This is a genomic window from Streptomyces sp. NPDC046335 (assembly GCF_055587985.1).
The window spans coordinates 1-15914 of the sequence record NZ_JBVJFF010000020.1 but is presented as its reverse complement, the minus strand read 5'-3'; the positions used below and the strand labels follow the sequence as shown (position 1 = coordinate 15914).

The 15914-nt window shown below is 68.1% G+C and carries 14 protein-coding genes; 4 read left to right on the top strand and 10 right to left on the bottom strand.

Features of this window, described 5'->3' with window-relative positions; translation table 11 throughout:
- Positions 1 to 7: 7 nt before the first annotated feature.
- Positions 8 to 1051 carry an MSCRAMM family protein gene (locus ACZ6JY_RS36735; RefSeq protein WP_469203258.1) on the top strand — a complete coding sequence of 348 codons (1044 nt, stop codon included), beginning with the start codon at positions 8 to 10 and terminating at the stop codon, positions 1049 to 1051.
- A gap of 133 nt (positions 1052 to 1184) precedes the next feature.
- Here ACZ6JY_RS36735 and ACZ6JY_RS36730 read toward each other — a convergent pair whose 3' ends face one another.
- Complete coding sequence (locus ACZ6JY_RS36730) at positions 1185 to 1673, bottom strand: DUF6233 domain-containing protein (RefSeq protein WP_469203257.1); 489 nt, start codon at positions 1671 to 1673, stop codon at positions 1185 to 1187.
- A gap of 4 nt (positions 1674 to 1677) precedes the next feature.
- Positions 1678 to 1941 carry a hypothetical protein gene (locus ACZ6JY_RS36725; RefSeq protein ID WP_469203255.1) on the bottom strand — a complete coding sequence of 88 codons (264 nt, stop codon included), beginning with the start codon at positions 1939 to 1941 and terminating at the stop codon, positions 1678 to 1680.
- A 60-nt stretch (positions 1942 to 2001) separates the two neighbouring features.
- Between ACZ6JY_RS36725 and ACZ6JY_RS36720 the strand changes: the two genes are divergently transcribed.
- The gene (locus ACZ6JY_RS36720; protein WP_469203253.1) at positions 2002 to 2802 is read left to right on the top strand and encodes a hypothetical protein; all 801 of its coding nucleotides are present in this window, start codon (positions 2002 to 2004) and stop codon (positions 2800 to 2802) included.
- Positions 2803 to 2862: 60 nt separating this feature from the next.
- Here ACZ6JY_RS36720 and ACZ6JY_RS36715 read toward each other — a convergent pair whose 3' ends face one another.
- The 5 genes from ACZ6JY_RS36715 to ACZ6JY_RS36695 form a co-directional block, all read right to left on the bottom strand.
- Positions 2863 to 3564, bottom strand: a complete 702-nt coding sequence (locus ACZ6JY_RS36715; protein WP_469203251.1) for a type 1 glutamine amidotransferase domain-containing protein — start codon at positions 3562 to 3564, stop codon at positions 2863 to 2865.
- Positions 3565 to 3607: 43 nt separating this feature from the next.
- Positions 3608 to 5206 carry a succinic semialdehyde dehydrogenase gene (locus ACZ6JY_RS36710; RefSeq protein ID WP_469203249.1) on the bottom strand — a complete coding sequence of 533 codons (1599 nt, stop codon included), beginning with the start codon at positions 5204 to 5206 and terminating at the stop codon, positions 3608 to 3610.
- 14 nt (positions 5207 to 5220) lie between these two features.
- Entirely contained in the window at positions 5221 to 6141 is a 921-nt protein-coding gene (locus ACZ6JY_RS36705) for an acetoacetate decarboxylase family protein (RefSeq protein ID WP_469203247.1), read from the bottom strand.
- Between the two features lie 89 nt (positions 6142 to 6230).
- Positions 6231 to 7205 carry an alpha/beta hydrolase gene (locus ACZ6JY_RS36700; RefSeq protein WP_469203245.1) on the bottom strand — a complete coding sequence of 325 codons (975 nt, stop codon included), beginning with the start codon at positions 7203 to 7205 and terminating at the stop codon, positions 6231 to 6233.
- Positions 7206 to 7493: 288 nt separating this feature from the next.
- On the bottom strand, positions 7494 to 8759 hold the full coding sequence (locus tag ACZ6JY_RS36695; RefSeq protein WP_469203243.1) for an NADH:flavin oxidoreductase/NADH oxidase family protein: 1266 nt from the start codon (positions 8757 to 8759) through the stop codon (positions 7494 to 7496).
- A gap of 110 nt (positions 8760 to 8869) precedes the next feature.
- Between ACZ6JY_RS36695 and ACZ6JY_RS36690 the strand changes: the two genes are divergently transcribed.
- Both ACZ6JY_RS36690 and ACZ6JY_RS36685 read left to right on the top strand, forming a co-directional pair.
- Complete coding sequence (locus ACZ6JY_RS36690; RefSeq protein ID WP_469203241.1) at positions 8870 to 9454, top strand: TetR/AcrR family transcriptional regulator; 585 nt, start codon at positions 8870 to 8872, stop codon at positions 9452 to 9454.
- A gap of 338 nt (positions 9455 to 9792) precedes the next feature.
- On the top strand, positions 9793 to 10752 hold the full coding sequence (locus tag ACZ6JY_RS36685) for an NAD(P)H-quinone oxidoreductase (RefSeq protein ID WP_469203239.1): 960 nt from the start codon (positions 9793 to 9795) through the stop codon (positions 10750 to 10752).
- Between the two features lie 171 nt (positions 10753 to 10923).
- On the opposite strand, the gene ACZ6JY_RS36680 is transcribed toward ACZ6JY_RS36685, so the two are convergent.
- From ACZ6JY_RS36680 to ACZ6JY_RS36670, 3 genes are read right to left on the bottom strand one after another with little or no spacing between them, the layout of a single operon-like run.
- Positions 10924 to 11514 carry a DUF6262 family protein gene (locus ACZ6JY_RS36680; RefSeq protein ID WP_469203237.1) on the bottom strand — a complete coding sequence of 197 codons (591 nt, stop codon included), beginning with the start codon at positions 11512 to 11514 and terminating at the stop codon, positions 10924 to 10926.
- Positions 11511 to 14129 (bottom strand): tyrosine-type recombinase/integrase, encoded by a 2619-nt coding sequence (locus tag ACZ6JY_RS36675; protein ID WP_469203235.1) that lies wholly within the window; start codon positions 14127 to 14129, stop codon positions 11511 to 11513. The genes ACZ6JY_RS36680 and ACZ6JY_RS36675 overlap by 4 nt, the downstream gene beginning before the upstream one ends.
- Positions 14126 to 15304 carry a tyrosine-type recombinase/integrase gene (locus ACZ6JY_RS36670; protein ID WP_469203233.1) on the bottom strand — a complete coding sequence of 393 codons (1179 nt, stop codon included), beginning with the start codon at positions 15302 to 15304 and terminating at the stop codon, positions 14126 to 14128. The genes ACZ6JY_RS36675 and ACZ6JY_RS36670 overlap by 4 nt, the downstream gene beginning before the upstream one ends.
- Positions 15305 to 15914 lie beyond the last annotated feature (610 nt).

Genomic DNA, 15914 nt, shown 5'->3' with positions numbered 1-15914 from the left:
TCCCTACTTGCACACCCGATCCGCCCGCCTTCTTCCGACCGCGGCCCTCACCGTCGCCGCCGCTGTGACCGGATCCCTGGTCTGGGCCCCGTCAGCCTCCGCCCAGACCCCGGATCCGACCCCGCCCGCCTCCACCACACCCGCCCCACGTAATGCCACAGAGGGCGGAGGCGTCGCGATCCTGAAGAAGGACGCGGGCGGCGATGTCCTGGCCGGCGTGTCCTTCGCCCTGTACGACTCCACGGGCAAGGAAGTCGGGAGCGGCAAGACCGACGCCGAGGGCCATCTGGCCTTCAAGGGCCTGGCACCGGGCGTCTACCGGCTCAAGGAGATCTCCAGCGGCAGCCCGCTGCACGACGTCGTCGAGGACCAGGACGTCATCGTCACTCCCGGCACCGACGCCCCGCTCACCATCGTCGATCCGTTCAAGCCCGCCTCCGTCCTGCTCAAGGCCAAGGACGACAAGAGCGGCAAGCTCCTGCCCGGCGCCACCGTCAACATCGGCACCGGAGACAAGACCCTCCTCACCCTCACCACCGGCGACAAGGGCACTGTCACCGCCAAGCTCCCGGTCGACAACCGCACCGGCACCAACTTCTGGGTCAAGGAGACGAAGGCGCCCGCGGGATACGACCTCTACAAGGGGCAGCGCGACTTCAAGGCCAAGCCCGGCGACCCAGTCACCGTGACCGTCACCAACGCCAAGACCCACACCACCCCACCGAGCCCCGACCCCTCGGAGAAGCCGACCGAGAAGCCCTCGGAGAAGCCGACCGAGAAGCCTTCGGACAAGACGACGTCCGGCAGCTCCGGTGACCACGGCACGCCGGAGACGAAGGGGAAGCCGACTGGCTCCCCGGCTCCCGACGAGACCGCATCGAGCACGACGGCTCCCGAGCCCGACGGTTCCCTCGCCCACACCGGCGCCGATGCCACCCCGTGGCTGATGGGCGGCGCCGGTCTCCTCCTCGTCGCCGGCGGCGGCGCACTCATCGTTTCCCGCCGACGCCGTACGGACGACTCCGACAGCGACGGCTCCACCGAGAGCTAGCAGACACACGCCCCTGATACGGCCCCCGGAATCCGCCTCGCGATTCCGGGGGCTTCGTCATGTCCGAGCTCAGACGTCGAGAGGACCTGGCGCCCCGCTCTGAGCGGCTGCTTCGCGTCGCTCAGAGCGGCGGCTAACCGTACCCCTGCCCCAATTCCATTGCAGGGAGCAGGATTTCGGCGGCAGCGCAGTCGTGGCACGCTTTCGTTCCGGGGCGCATCAGTGCATCCAGGGCGTCAAGGGAGCCCAACTCCCGTCCCCCGCCAGTGGCGTGGCGACACGCGGCATCATGCACGAGCATGCCGCCACGGCGTTGGGGATCGGGGCGCACGACCCAGCCGGAAGGCTTCGTCGGCGGCGGACCTTCCAGGCGCCGATGCGTCGGGACGACCGACAGATCAACCCCTTCGATCGGCCGCAGCTGCTGGTCCGTGACCCAGACCGAATACTCCGCGGGCTCCACCCCCGCCTCGGTCGCCACCCACGACGGGAGGCCAATGCGAAACCGCCAAGGAAACCGTCCGGTGGTCTGCAAACGCTCGTATAGGCGCACCTCGACGGTCTGGTCGTCGGGCAGCACCAGCGTGATGCGCGCATACGGCTGCGCAGCTGGACCGCTCACCGGACTAACCTGCTCGCGCTGACCTGGACTCCATCGCCCTGGCCTGCCGACGCAGCTCGACGCGGGCGGCGGGCGAATTCTCCTGCGCTGCCCAGTGCGGGTGCCACAGAATCCGGACGGACAGGTGCAGAAGGCGGCGGCGCAGAGCCGTCACGCCGACCGCGCCAGTCGAGTTCGCGAGCGTCTCGTACGTCCGGCACCAGTCGGCCTGCACTCGCAGGAGATCACGGGAGTACGGGGTTGCCTCCATGACGAGCAATCCAATCATGTGTTCGATTAATCTCGCACGTCGTGACGCTCCAGCCCTTTGCGTGGCTAGGCTGCTGCGGTGATCGAGCCCTTGCCGTTCCCTGGTGACCCGTCCGAGCTGCATCTGCGCGTCGTCTATACCGACACGCTGAGTGACACCCCCGACGCGGACACCCTGGAAGAGTGGAGCGTGGAAATCCTCCACCGGAGCCGGGAGCACGACGGCAGTCGTTGCCCGGCAGCGCCCGGCGCGTGCAACGCAGAAGACTGCCCGGCGTACACCGTGAGCGACAGCGCGGCCGGTTCGATGACCTTCTTTCGTGTGCACCTCGACCGCGGGCGCAACGCGTACGCAGCTATGGAGGAGGCGTCGGAGGACCTCTACGAGATCGCGCAGGCCCTCCTCGACCCCGCTACCGGCTACTACACGGACGAGGTCGGAGAACTGCTGGAGTACAGCGGTTCCGCCCTGCTCGTCATGGACCGCGTCACCCTGCACGAGGAATGGAGAGGGCGCGGCTTGGGCATGATCCTCGCCTCCGAAGCCATTTTCCGTCTGACGCCCGGATGCCGGGCCGTGGCGTGTGCCCCTGGAGTCTCCGACCTCAGCGCGGATCGACTGCGGAACGAAGCCGAGTGGGACCGCGTCACGGCCAAGATCGCCAGAGGGTGGGAGCAGCTCGGATTCCTCCCCTACCGAGGCAACGTCTTCGTCCTGTCACCCACCTCGCTGGTCCTTGAGTTTTCCGGCCGTGAGCGTCCGCGCAGGCTGCGCAACCTGCAGCTGAACATAGCGAACATGTCCGGGACGCTTGCGAGAAGGACACCATCGATCGCTCTGACGAGTGAGTGGCGCCACCCCTCGCGTCGGGGAAGGTAGGGAACTTGCATTCTGCTGAGGTTGAACTCGTGGTGTTGCAGAGGCTCCGCGTCTTGCCGCTCAGGTGTCCAGGACCTCCACGAGTCGTTTGGCGAGCAGTTCGGAGGAGGCGGGGTTCTGTCCGGTGTAGAGGTTGCGGTCGACTTCCATGAAGGGGCGCAGGGGCAGGCGTCCCTTGCGGTAGTCGGCGCCGCTTGCGCGCAGGCGGTCTTCCAGGAGCCAGATCGCTTTGCGGCCGAAGCTGTTGAACTTCTCCTCGAAATTGGACAGGCCCGTCATCCGGTATCCGGCGAACGGCCACGAGCCGTCCTCGTTCTTCGCCGCAAACGTGGCGGCCGGTGCGTGGCACAACAGGGCCAGCGGCTTGCCTGAGTGCAGCACGCGGGTGAGGAGCGCTCCGGAGACCGGGTCGGTGGCGAGGTCCTCCATCGGTCCGTGTCCGCCGGGGTAGAAGACCAGGTCGTATGCGTCCGGGTCGATCGCTTCCAGGGGTGTGGGGTTGTTCAGTTGGTCCTGGATGGTGTCGAGGTACCGTGCGACTTCGCGGAGTTTGGACGGCAGGCCGGCGGTGCGGGACATGCTCAGGCGGTCCAGGGTGGGGGCCTTGCCACCGGGCGTCGCGAGCGTGATCTCCCATCCTGCGCGGATGAAGATCTTGTGGGGAATGGCCAGTTCCTCGCCCCAGTAGCCCGAGGGGTGCACTTCTCCGTCTTTCAGCGTCCAGCGGTCCGCTGCGGATACGACGATGAGGACTCTGGTCATCTCTGTCTCCTTTGCTGTGATGACGCTCGCTCCCGGGAAGGGTTCACCGAGCGCCGACCGCCCGAAGGACTTTCTGTGCGCCCGTCAGGAGCGCGGCCCATGTGTCGGGCGAGATGCGCGAGGGCGGGGTGAAGCCCTGGAGGCGCTGGTGGGCGACGGTTTGCGGCTCGGTGTATTTGAGGATTCCGTCGGCGCCGTGACGTCGGCCGATTCCCGAGTCGCCCATGCCGCCCATCGGGGCGTCGATGCTGCCCCAGGCGGCAGCGAAGGCTTCGTTGACGTTGACGGTGCCGGCGTGGATGCGGGCGGCAACGGCCCGGCCCCGCGCCCCGTTGCGGGTCCAGACGCTGGCGTTGAGGCCGTAGGCGGTGGCGTTGGCCCGTGCGATCGCCTCGTCGACGTGGTCGAAGGGGTAGAGGGAGACGACGGGGCCGAAGGTCTCGTGGTCGTGCAGCGTCATGTCGGGGGTGACGTCGGTGAGGATGGTCGGTTCGTAGAACAGCGGGCCCAGGTCGGGGCGCGCCCTGCCTCCGGCCAGGACGGTGGCGCCCCTGGTGACGGCGTCGTCGACGTGTGCGGTGACGGTTTCCAGCTGGGCGGGGGTGGTGAGGGAGCCGACGTCGATGCTGAAGTCGTAGGCGGCGCCCAGCGTGAGCCTCTTGGTGCGGGCGACGAAGGCGGCGACGAACTTGTCGCGCAGGGACTCGGCCACGTACAGGCGCTCGATGGAGACGCAGAGCTGTCCGGCCGAGGGGAAGCATGCGGCGATGGCGCCGTCGGCGGCGCGGTCGATGTCGGCATCATCGAGCACGATCATGGCGTTCTTGCCGCCGAGTTCGAGGGAGGCGCCGATGAGGCGTTCCCCCGCGTCGCGGGCGATGCGTCGTCCCGTGGCGGTGGAGCCGGTGAACATCATGTAGTCGGCACCTGCCATCAGGGCGTCGCCGATGGAGCTGCCACGGCCGATCACCATCTGCCATACGCCGACGGGCAGCCCAGCCTCGTGCATCAGGTCCAGGGCCCACAGCGCGGTGAGGGCGGTCTGGGTGTCGGGTTTCTGGACGACGGCGTTGCCGGCCATGAGCGCCGGGATGGCGTCGCCGGCGGCCATGCTCAAGGGGTAGTTCCACGGGGAGACGATGGCGACGACGCCTTTGGGGTGGCGCAGTTCGGTGGTATGGGTCAACACCGGGACCGCGCCGCGGCGGCGCTTGGGCCCCAGATACGTGGCGGCGCTGCGCGCGTAGTAGCGGGAGGTGATCGCGGTGTCGACCACCTCCAGGTGGGCGTCGCGGCGGGTTTTGCCGCTCTCGGCCTGCATCAGGTCCAGTGCCTCGTCCTGGCGGGCGAGAACGAGGTCGTGGAAGCGCAGCATGATCTTCTTGCGCTCTCGCAACGGGGCGGCTGCCCAGGCCCGTTGGGCGGTGCGGGCACGGGCGAACGCGTCCTCGACGTCGGCGGGTGCCGAGAGGGGAAGGTCGGCCAGCGGGGCGCCGGTGTAGGGGGCGCGGGTGGTGACCCGTTCGGCATCGGCCGTGGCCGCGACGCGCCCTGCCAGCTGGTGTATTCGGTCTGGGGAGAGTGAGGCGGGCAGGCCGGTGCCGCGGACGGCGGCGGGCGGGGCGGCGTGATCGGTGACCATGGCGGAGCTCCTTGTCACTGGTCCCGACTGGGGACCGAGGTGGGGACGGGCATGTGCAGGGCGGCTTGGCCTTCGGTCATGACGTCGAACTGCACCGTCCTGGTCGGCTTGAGCGAGCGCAGGTCGTCGGCCATGGGGCCCTGCCCGAGCTGGAGCTCGAGGCCGCGGGGGAAGCGCGCGGTGCCCGCCGCGAGCATGTTGGTCTGGTTGAGGGTGGAGTGCCAGGATCCGTTGACTGACGTGTACGAGGTGAGGCTGGAGACCCGCTCACCGCTCGGATGGGCGCTCTGGGCAGGCGTGGGAGCAGAGAACGACAGGTCCGTCCCGCCCGTGTCGTTGGCCACCCGTGCCGTCGTGCGGCGTGCGTCGATGTCGACGTCGAGTCCGGTGACCCATTTGGGGAAGCCGTAGCCGTCGTGCCCGCGCACCTGCGCGATCTCGCTGCTGACCGGCAGGGAGAGCACATAGGTATCGAGGTGCTCGTTCTTGAGGGCGGTCACGAGGTCGAAGAGTCCGAGTCCGCCGTGCCGGGCCGGCTTCACCGCGATACCGACGGCGGCTTCGGTGTAGAAGTCGATGTCACACACGTCGTAGCGAAAGAACATCACCGAGACGAGCCCGAGTCCGGGCGCGACCTCCAGGGGTGCCAGCTCCCTGGGGAGGCGGGTACGGATTGCGCGGGTGCGGGCGAGCATCGTGAGGCGGGCGGTTGCGATGCGGTAGTAGAAGTTCGGGGTGAGCGTGGCCCCGATCGGAGAGTCGACCTCGGTCTTGGGCAGCCGCCGGAAGAAGTCCACGCCACTGACGCGGGGGTCGCGGGCGACCTCGTCGAGGTCGGTGGCCATGCGGTACCGGTCGTACAGGCCGCCCTTGGGGACCGCGACCGAACGGCCGCCCAGATCGACCGTGACGGTTTCCTGCAGAACTGACGCCATCTGATGACTCCCTCACAGAAATGTTGGCGGTGCTTACATCAGCCTAGCCAGCCATGTAAGCACCGTCAACACCGTGAGGCGGGGGTGTCTCAGGTGGCGTGCAGAGCTGAGCTGAGGGCGTCGACGGCGAGCCTTCGGGCGACGTTGGCGGCGCGGGTGTCGCGCAGGCTGTCCAGCAGAAGGAAGTCGTGAACCATGCCCGCAACGCGGACGGATGTCACATCTACGCCAGCTTCGCGAAGCTTGTTGGCGTACTGCTCGCCCTCATCGCGCAGCACGTCTGCCTCGTCGGTGATCACGAGGGTGGCGGGGAGGCCCTTGAGCTGCTCGAGGCTCGCCTGCAGGGGAGAGGCGTGGTGTTCGGCGCGCTGGGCGGGGTCGGTGGTGTAGGCGTCCCAGAACCACTGCATGCCCTCGCGGGTGAGGTAGTAGCCCTCGGCGAACTGCAGGTAGGAAGGGGTGTCGAAGTCGGCGTTGGCGACCGGGTAGAGCAGGACCTGGGCCTTGAGGTCGATCCCGCCGCGCTCCTTGTTCATCAGCGCGAACACCGCAGCCATGCAGCCGCCGACCGATTCGCCGGTGACGGCGATGCGTGAGGTGTCCAGGCCGTGCTCCGCGCCATGTTCCAGGACCCACTGGCCCACGGCGTAGTTCTGTTCCACCTGGGTGGGGTACTTCGCCTCCGGCGCCCGGTCGTAGACGGGGAAGATGCCTGCGGCGCCCGCGCCGACCGCGAGTTCACGAAAGAGGCGGTCGTGGGTCTTGTCGTCGCCGAAGACCCAGCCGGCGCCGTGGATGTAGAAGACCACCGGCAGCGGACCGCTGGCCCCCTTGGGGCGGACGATGCGCGTGCGGACCGTGCCCCACTTGCCCGCATCGATCTCGACCCACTCCTCGTCGACGTCGGGGCGGGGCACGCTGCTGTCGCTCTGCAGGTTGAGGAGGATCTGGCGCCCCTGCTCCGGGGGGACCTCGTAGATCCGCGGATGTGGGTCGGTCGCCTCAGCCAGCTCCTTGGCGGCGGGTTCGAGGTAGGGCGTGATGGGCGGCGGTATCTCGGTCATGACTGCTCCCTGTCCCGGGTGCGTACTCCGTCGCGCCTAGCGTCCGGCGCTTAACCGGACAGAAAGGTGCATATCCCCCCGTTCATGGTCGCGTCTCACCTGCGATGCGCAACCGGCCGCAGCTCTCGCCGCTGCCGTCCGCGCCTCGTGGCGGGGCCGGGCGGGCCGCAGCCCACAGGCACGCACCGCCCCGCCCGGCGCGCGGGGCCATGCGGCGGCCCGGACAAGGACGGTGCGCGGGGCCGGCGTCGCCCCATGGCCGTCGCTCAGTCCGGCTGCGCACAGGGGTCACGCGGCCCGACTCGTCCCTGTGCCCGTGTGCCGGGTTTCGGTCAGCCAGGTGCGGTAGCGGCGGAGCGCGCGGCGCTGCTGGAGTTGTTCGGTGAGCAGGGCGCGCACCGGGTGGGTGCCGGGCCTGGGGGCATTGCCGTGGGCGATGCGGCGCATCTGGTGGCGGACCTGGGCCATGGTGGCGGCCGAGGCGAGGGCCTTGTCGGACCAGGTCACCGACCGCAGCTGCCGGTCGGCTTCGCGGCCGCTGCGCCAGCGGTTGGGCAGGTCCGGGGTGACGGAGAGGGCGGTGCCCATTCCGACGAGCGCCACGCCGTCGGCGAGCACCGTCTCGGCGGTCTCGCGGCGGGTGATGCCGCCGGTGAGCATCAGCGGGACCGAACTGCTGCGTGCCAGGTCCTTGGCCAGGTCCAGGAAATAGGCTTCACGGGCCTGGGTGCGCTCATCGGCGGGGCGGCCGGTCATCGCCGGACTCTCGTAGCTGCCGCCGGACAGTTCGACCAAGTCGACGCCGAGGGGTTCGAGCATCTCGATCACCTGCCGTGCGTCGTTGGTGTCGAACCCGCCACGCTGGAAGTCGGCGGAGTTGAGCTTCACCCCGACCCCGAACGACGGTGAGACCGCGGCGCGCACGGCACGCACGACGTCCAGCAGCATGCGGGCCCGGTTTTCCAGCGACCCGCCCCAGGCGTCGGTGCGCTTGTTGACCAGCGGAGAGAGGAACTGTGACAGCAGGTAGCCGTGCGCGGCGTGGATCTCCACGCCGTCGAAGCCCGCCTTTTCGGCGCGGTGGGCCGTTACCGCGAACCGGGTCACGGTGGCGTCGATCTGCTCGGGAGTCATGGCCAGTGGCCGGCCGAACCGGTTGCTGTGCCGTCCCAGGTCGACACCTACGTCCGAGGGCCCCCACACCACGCCGGGCATGCCGGCCTGCACCTGGCGGCCGGGGTGATTGATCTGCATCCAGATCGATGCCCCGCCCGACTTGCCGGCCTTGGCCCACTCGGTGAACGGCTTCAGCGGAGCGGCCTCGTCGAGCACGACCCCCGCGGGCCCGGTCAGCGCCTCGGCATGCACCATGACGTTGCCAGTGATCAGCAGCCCGGTGCCGCCCGCAGCCCAGTGCCGGTACAGCGCCATCAGATGCCGGCCGGGCAACTGCCCTTCGCCGGCCAGGTTCTCCTCCATGGCAGCCTTCGCGATCCGGTTGCCCAGCACCTGTCCGGAACGCAGGGGCAATGACGAGAACAGCTCGCTGGTCATCCGAATCCTTCTCTGCTCTGTTCGACCGCTCGGAGCGATCGCCTAGGATGTGTACGGCGCTCACATTAATCAGGGAATGTAAGCGGTGCATACACGAGAGGGCGTGACCTGTGACACAGGCGACTGCGTACCATCACGGCGACCTGCGTGCCGCCTGCCTGCGCGCCGCACGCGAACTGCTGGAGGAGGACGGCAGCGCAGCACTGTCGATGCGGGCCGTCGCACGGCGCGCAGGCGTGTCACCGGCCGCCCCCTACCGCCATTTCCCGGACCGCGAAGCACTCGTCTCCGCAGTCGCAGCCGAGGGCTATCGCGAACTCACCGAGCACCTGGCCACCGCCCACCCCGCACCCGCGACCCCCGAGGAGCTTGCGGCGGTCGCGATCGCCTACGTCCGCTTCGCGCTCGACCACCCCGCGCTGTTCCGGGCGATGTTCGCCGAGCCCTGCGACCCCGGCAACGACGAACGGGTCGCCGCGACCGCGGCCATCGCGGAGTACGTCCGCGACATCGTCACCCGCACCTTCCCCGACGCCGACCCGGAGACGCTGTGGACATCGGTGTGGGCACTCGCCCACGGCCTGGCATTCCTGCACCTCGACGGCAAGTTCGACGCAGCCACCCCCGAAGCGGTCGCCCGCCAGGTCCGCACTGCGGTCCTGGCGCTGTTCAGCGCCGCCCCGGCACTCCCGTAGGCAACCGCCAGCAACCCCTCTGACCGCGGGCGACCGTAACCGTCATCGGTCAGAGCGAGAGCGACCCCCTCAGCGAGCACGGGCTCGCGCGCGCCTCGGCAGGCCAGGGGCGACCGTCGAGTGGCGGCCCTCACCCCGCTCAATGTTGACGCTGCACACTTCACTATCTAATGTGAGCAGTGCAAACATTCGCTTTGCGGGTATTGCGTACTAAGGATGCAAATCCTCACCTAGTCGGCATGGGCCACAAGCAGCGCCAGGTCTCCCCTGCGAGACCCATGGCTGGCGCCCCCTTCCGGACATCCGCAAGCCCTTCTCGTCCACATGAGCGGAGCATCATGAAAGCAGTAACGATCAAACAAGCGGGCGGGCCTGAGGTCCTGGAGTGGACCGAGGTCGAAGATCCGGCGCCCGGTGCCGGCGAAGTCGTCGTCGACGTAGTGGCCAGCGCACTGAACCGGGCCGACGTCATGCAGCGGATGGGCCTGTACCCCCTACCGAAGGGCGCTTCGCCTTACCCGGGACTGGAAGTCTCCGGCCGCATCAGTGCCATCGGACAAGGCGTCAGCGGCTGGCAGCTGGGCGATGAAGTCTGTGCCCTGCTGACGGGCGGCGGTTACGCGCAGAAGGTCGCCGTGCCCGCAGGACAGCTGTTCACAATTCCCAAGGGGATCGGCCTGGCGGAGGCAGCCGCTTTGCCGGAAGCCGTCGCCACGGTGTGGTCGAACATCGTCATGACCGCAGGACTGAAGGAGGGCGAAACCTTCCTCGTGCACGGCGGAGCAGGTGGTGTAGGCACGTTTGCGATCCAGATCGCAAAGGCGCTGGGGGCCCGGGTCGTCACCACCGTGGGCGGCCCCCAGAAGGCCGCCCGCGCGCAAGACCTGGGCGCCGACCTGACGATCAACTACCGCACGCAGGACTTCACCGAGCACGGCCCCTACGACGTCATCCTCGACGTCGTGGGCGGCCAGTACCTCGAACGCAACATCCGTTCCCTGGCCACCGACGGCCGTCTGACAGTCATCGGCCTGCAGGACGGGCTTGAGGGCAATCTCAACCTCGCTGAGCTGGTCTTCCGCCGCTTGTCGGTACACGGCACCACCCTGCGCACCCGGCCCGCAGAGCAGAAAGCCGCCATCGTGGCGGCAGCGCAAGAGAAGGTCTGGCCGATGATCGAGAACGGAGCCGTGCAGCTCATCATCGATCAGACCCTGCCCATGGCCGAGGCCGCCCAGGCACACCGGCTCATGGAAACAGGCCAGCACACCGGCAAGATCTTGCTGGTGAACGACTGAAACGAACCGCCAGGCCGAGGTCAGCTGAGCTGCTTGCACACAGCCTTGGGGCCGAAGAGCTTCACCGTTACGTCCTCATCGTGCAGTTGTCGATCGTGCATCGGGCCAATCCCCGTCGGGGCTCACTGGGGTCACATACGGGCACCGGGCCCGAGACCGGTCGGCCGCAGTTCATGTCGGGCCCTGGTCCGGTTCGGCGAGCTGGGCTTCAAGGTCAGCGATGCGCCTGTCGGCGAAGCGGATGTTCTCGCGGGCGGCGGCCAGCTTTCCGGTCAAGGACGTGTTCTCAGTGGTCAGCCCATGGACTTGTTTCTTCAAGGCCCTGCCGTCAGTGACGATCCGGGTGATGTCCGCCTGGGTCCACTGAGTCTGGAGGTCCCGGATCTGCCCGAGGAGAACGGCGATCTGCTCGCGCTGGGCGAGGATCTCGGTATGCGCAGCCTTGAGCGCGTCCTCCGTGTTCAAGGCCCGCTCTCGCCAGGACGCCACGACCTCTGCTTGTTCGGTCCGGCGGTCCTGGACGCGTCGCCCTGCTGCCTGGCTCATCGCTTCGGTGACCAGAGCGCGGGCGTCTGCGTGCTCGTAGAGGAACGTGCGCGACACCTCGGCAGCCCGGGCGACGCCGGCCATGGAGATCGGCGTACGGGCATTGATCATCTGATCGAGGACAGCCTTGATCCGGATCAGACCCTCTTCGGCCTTCTTGCGCCGCGCCTGGAGCGCGTGGGCCGTGCGGGCGGCGGGACTCGCAGGGGCGGTCATGGGGTGTCCTCGGCCGTGGTGGGGGTGTCGTCGTGAAGGTCGCCGTTTGCGACGGCCAGATCGCTGGCGCGGAAGGCGAGGCTCCACAGGCGATGGAAGTAGTCCTGAGGACGTCGCAGATCCAGCGCGAGCGCGTCTTCGAGCAGGCCGAGGGCGGTCAGGGCCTGCTCCAGACCGTCGAGGGCGCGGGCCGTGGGTTCGAAGAGCTGGTGCAGGTAGTCGGCGGTGGCATCGTCGGGGGCGCGTTCAGCCAGGGTCCGCCACTGCTCGGCCTTGCGGCGCCAGTAGAGGAGATCGGCGCCGGACATGACGAACTTGTCGCAGTTGTGGCAGTCCAGATTCCGGGGGCAGGCGTCTCCGCGGACCACGGGTTGGAAGGTGCAGAAGCCGCCTTCGGCCGGGGTGCTGCGGCGAGCCAGGTCCAGGGCCATGGCTTCGGCATCCGCCTTGGACATGCCCTGCGTCGGCGAGACGAGGAGCTCACCGGGGCGGGCAGAGCCCTGTCCGGCCACCCAGACGCGCTCCAGGACGTCGTCGATCTCAGAGGAGACGACCTTCGCATAGTGCTCGGCCATCCGTTGGGAGACCTGGCCGAGGTACTGCTTGATGTGGTGCAGGCCGGCCCCGTGTTTGAGGAGATTGGTGGCCAGAGTATGACGAGCCTGGTGTGGGACCCACGCGCCGATGTCGAGGTCCTGGAGCCAGCTGCTGAAGCTTTTCTGGAAGAAGGTGTACGAAATCGGCTCCGTACCTTTGGAGTTGTGGTTGGGAGAGGGGAACAGTGCCAGCGCAGCGCGCTCCTTCGTGGTCGCTGGCCGGCTGTGGCGGTCCTCGAACCGCTCCAGGGTGGCCTGTTGGCGTTTTTGCAGGCGCAGGTAGAGCGCCTCGGGGATGCGGATCGCCTCGTCGAAGTTGCCGACCTTCGTCTGGTCGTGCCAGAGGAAGGGGACACGGCGGTGGACCGCGAGGCACTCCAGCCGTAGCTGCAGCACTTCATTGGCCCGACGGCCGGTGAACACCAAGGTCTCCCACACATCGCGAATCCCGCGGTCCTTCGGGTCGTAGCGGTCCGCCAGCGCCTGCAGGTTTCCCTGGTCGGCCAGTGCCCGGGCGACAGGGTCGGGGAACGGCCGTCGGGCCCTGTGCTGAGCGGCGCCGCCGGCAGGCAGCGCGACGACGAACCTCCGTGACAGCATGAGCTCATCCGCCTGTCCGCTGTCCAGGGCGGCACGCAGGATCGCCCGCGCGTGGTTGAAGACCAACCGGCCGGACTGCTCGGTGACCGTGCTCGGCTGGCCCGTGTTGTCGCAAAGGGCCAGGGCGGGAAGGCTGTTACGCATACGACTCCGGCGATCGCTGACGAATCGCCGCATGTGCTCTTCGTCCAGCAGCTGCGGGTCGTGGCCGCCACCGGGAGCCGTGATTTCCAAGAAGGCGCCCAGCTCTACGCAAGCCCGCCGGTCATTGTCGAGCGGGTTGGTGCTCCGCAGAGCCCTGGGCGCCCGCAACCGGTTAGCAATGTGCTCCCAGAGCAGGTCGCGCAGCCATCGCTGGGGGACGTCCGTGAGAATCCATTGGCTGTGCCGGCGCCGGAAGCAGACCCCGAAGTGCTCGGTCTCGATGTAGCCGATCTCCTTCGTCTCCTCCGGTGTGAAGTAGACGATCCGTAGCTCGGTCAGCGATTCCTGAAGGATCAGCCGCGTGTGGACCTCCAGTTGGCTGCGTTCTTCGGCCAGCTCCGTCAGTGAACCGACACGGCGATCGCGGGCCAGGTTCACGAGTCGCTGGATCCAGCGAAGCGGCCAGTAGGTACGGGCAGTTCGCTGGGTGTGGGCAACCAGCATCCACTGGAATTCGGCTCGCAGCAGCGAAGGAAGACCGTGGAGATTGATTGTGCCAGCCCGGATGACCGGCTGCGCGGTCCTGCACCATCGGTGGAACACGGCCTTGTCCGCGTGCTGGAGCAGGGCGGGGATGCCGACCGTGTGGTTGATGTTGAACCAGCCCGGCAGACGGGCGGCCTTGCCAGGGCGCCCTTCCCTTTCGTAGCGCAGTTCGTGCACCCAGCACAGTCCGAGCGGGCTGTCGGACAGGGACGGGCAGGAAGCCACGACGCAGTCGCAGTAGCCGGGCAGCGGCTCTGCCTGAGTGGCGAGCCAATCGTCAAAGACCAGATCCGGGTCAACCCTCGACGCCTTCCTCCAGCGGCTGCGGTGGGTCATACACAGCCGCAGCGTGTGGTTGCTGGCTGGGCGCTCGGGGCAGATGCGGCACCCCGGAGGCTCGCCTATCCGGGCCAGGAACTCCTCGGGTTTCGCGTCCCGCAGGAAGACACGGCGTGTCAGATGCGGCTTGGCCCGGCGGGCGCGTACCCATTCCTGCCGGTGGGGGTTGCACAGGTCGTGGGCGTTGTACCGGGAGTGGCCGCAGTCTTCGACCCGGCAGCGCCAGCCGAAGACGGGGTGGTCCGCAGGGATTTCGATCAGGGCTTCGCGGAACAGCGGCTCGACGTGTGGGCCTGCGAGTAGAGCGGTCAGCACTTCCAGCCGGTCGCGGGTCTCCCGGCGCTTCGTCGGGTCTGCGCCGGAGTGCACAGGCAACAGGATGTCGCTCACACCAGCTCACCCCACGTGGCCATCAAAGCGGCGTTGAAGGCGGGATCGTTCACGTCAACGTGTGCGTAGATCTCATCGACCGTTTCGGTCGAGGCCCATCCACCCGCGTCCCTGACGATGAGCAGGTTGCCGTTCGACGCATCGAGCAAAGTGTTCGCCCAGGTGTGACGGAACATGTGTGGGCGGAACAGACCGAGGCCGGCGCGGGCCCCGGCCCGCTTGAGCATCTTGCGTGCCCCTTCGGGCGCCCAGGGCAGACCGCGGTTGTGTCCGTGCTGCTGGACTAGCAGTATCCCGTGGGCGGCCCCGCGCGGGTACTCGGTCGTCATGTAGTCGAAGTAGGCGTGGATCATTGCCGGGCTGACCCGTTTGATCAGCCCGCCCCGGACCACCTGGTTGTCGAACTCCCACGGCCATTTGGTCTTCGCGCGCGCGTCGGTGATCAATCCGTCGCGGTGGCAGACATGGGCGTGCGGTGCCCGGCACTCGCCGCAGGCAGCGTCCTCGCGCAGATGCAGGTCAGCCAGGTGAAGGCCGCACAGTTCACCGATGCGAAACCCTCCGTCGCTCAGCCACTCGACGACGACCCGGTCCCGGGCCGAGCTCACCTTCTCCAGCAGCACGTTCCGCGCGCCGTCCGGCAGCATCTTCTTGTGCCGGCGCTTTAGTTCCTTCGGCGCGAGCGGATTGGCGTTCATGCTCTGCTTGAGATGCCCCAGAAGGGCGCGGTCCCTGTCCATCTGCGTCGGCATCCGCGACAGCGTCAGGACCTGGACGAGTGCAATGTTGATGCCGAGTTCGGCCTGCCGCAGGTAGAAGCCCTTGAGGCAAGCGGCCGCCCCGCGCAGAGCGTCATTCTGATAGGCGCGCTTGCCTACCCGCCACGGCGCTCCGTACGGCATCGGGACCTTCGCCCCGACGGCGCCCATGTACCGCTGGAGATCGCGAAAGACCACGCTGTCGGGTGTCAGCCCCTCGTGCTCCAGCCACCGAAGGTGATCTACGAGCAGGTACGCGTACGTCCGGTCCGAGCCCGTGCTCGCGTACCTCGACAGGTACCTGTCGGCAGCGGAGTGCAGTCCGCTGGCCGAGCCGAAGATGGTGTACGAGCAGCGGCCGTTCCGATGTCGCACCTTCTGCATCCTGAGCTGCCCAAGTGCCAGTCTCTGAGCCACGTGCCCTCCATGCCGACGGCGCTGACATCGCGAACATCACGACGCCGGTCGGCAAACGAGGCCAGGATGTCCCAGGTCACAGCGCGGACGGACATCACGAACAGCACTCTCACAGGCCGGAAAACTGGAGGAGCGGCGAGGCCAGCTCCGCTAAAGGCTCGTGGAACTCGGGGCCGCCTGGGCGGCGGCCCGCGCATAGGGCGGCCCGCCCGTCTGCCCGTGCCGCGTGAAAGCCGCGCCCGGCAGTTGTCCTTTGACAACCAATACAGTCAACTCGCCAGGCATCTGAGGCGACGATCGGCGGTATCTCGTACGTCCCTGTTACGCATGCGGCCCGGCGGAGTGGTGACCACTCGGAGTCGGCAGCACGATCGTTCTGTGCCACCTGGGCAGTGCGTGTGCGCCGTAGGTGCCAGCGCTGCTCTGCATGGTGGTTGCGGTCTCGCATCCGCCGGGCCTGCCGTAAAGGTATGGGTTGGCCGAGGGCGGTGGCGTTGCATGAGGATGTGTTCACCCTTTCGGGTACGGGCCTTGTTCGGCTGCCGGTGAGCGGACGCGACGGCTCAGTCGCAGTCCATCGTCCCTTAGGGGGTGTCTGACAATTCCGGTT

What these genes read in the sequence shown, in the direction of transcription:
- ACZ6JY_RS36680 (WP_469203237.1), bottom strand. Translation starts at nt 11,514, where the DNA reads ATGACCGCCCCTGCGAGTCCCGCCGCCCGCACGGCCCACGCGCTCCAG.
- ACZ6JY_RS36710 (WP_469203249.1), bottom strand. Translation starts at nt 5,206, where the DNA reads ATGGTCACCGATCACGCCGCCCCGCCCGCCGCCGTCCGCGGCACCGGC.
- ACZ6JY_RS36700 (WP_469203245.1), bottom strand. Translation starts at nt 7,205, where the DNA reads ATGACCGAGATACCGCCGCCCATCACGCCCTACCTCGAACCCGCCGCC.
- ACZ6JY_RS36695 (WP_469203243.1), bottom strand. Translation starts at nt 8,759, where the DNA reads ATGACCAGCGAGCTGTTCTCGTCATTGCCCCTGCGTTCCGGACAGGTG.
- ACZ6JY_RS36725 (WP_469203255.1), bottom strand. Translation starts at nt 1,941, where the DNA reads ATGATTGGATTGCTCGTCATGGAGGCAACCCCGTACTCCCGTGATCTC.
- ACZ6JY_RS36705 (WP_469203247.1), bottom strand. Translation starts at nt 6,141, where the DNA reads ATGGCGTCAGTTCTGCAGGAAACCGTCACGGTCGATCTGGGCGGCCGT.
- ACZ6JY_RS36685 (WP_469203239.1), top strand. Translation starts at nt 9,793, where the DNA reads ATGAAAGCAGTAACGATCAAACAAGCGGGCGGGCCTGAGGTCCTGGAG.
- ACZ6JY_RS36715 (WP_469203251.1), bottom strand. Translation starts at nt 3,564, where the DNA reads ATGACCAGAGTCCTCATCGTCGTATCCGCAGCGGACCGCTGGACGCTG.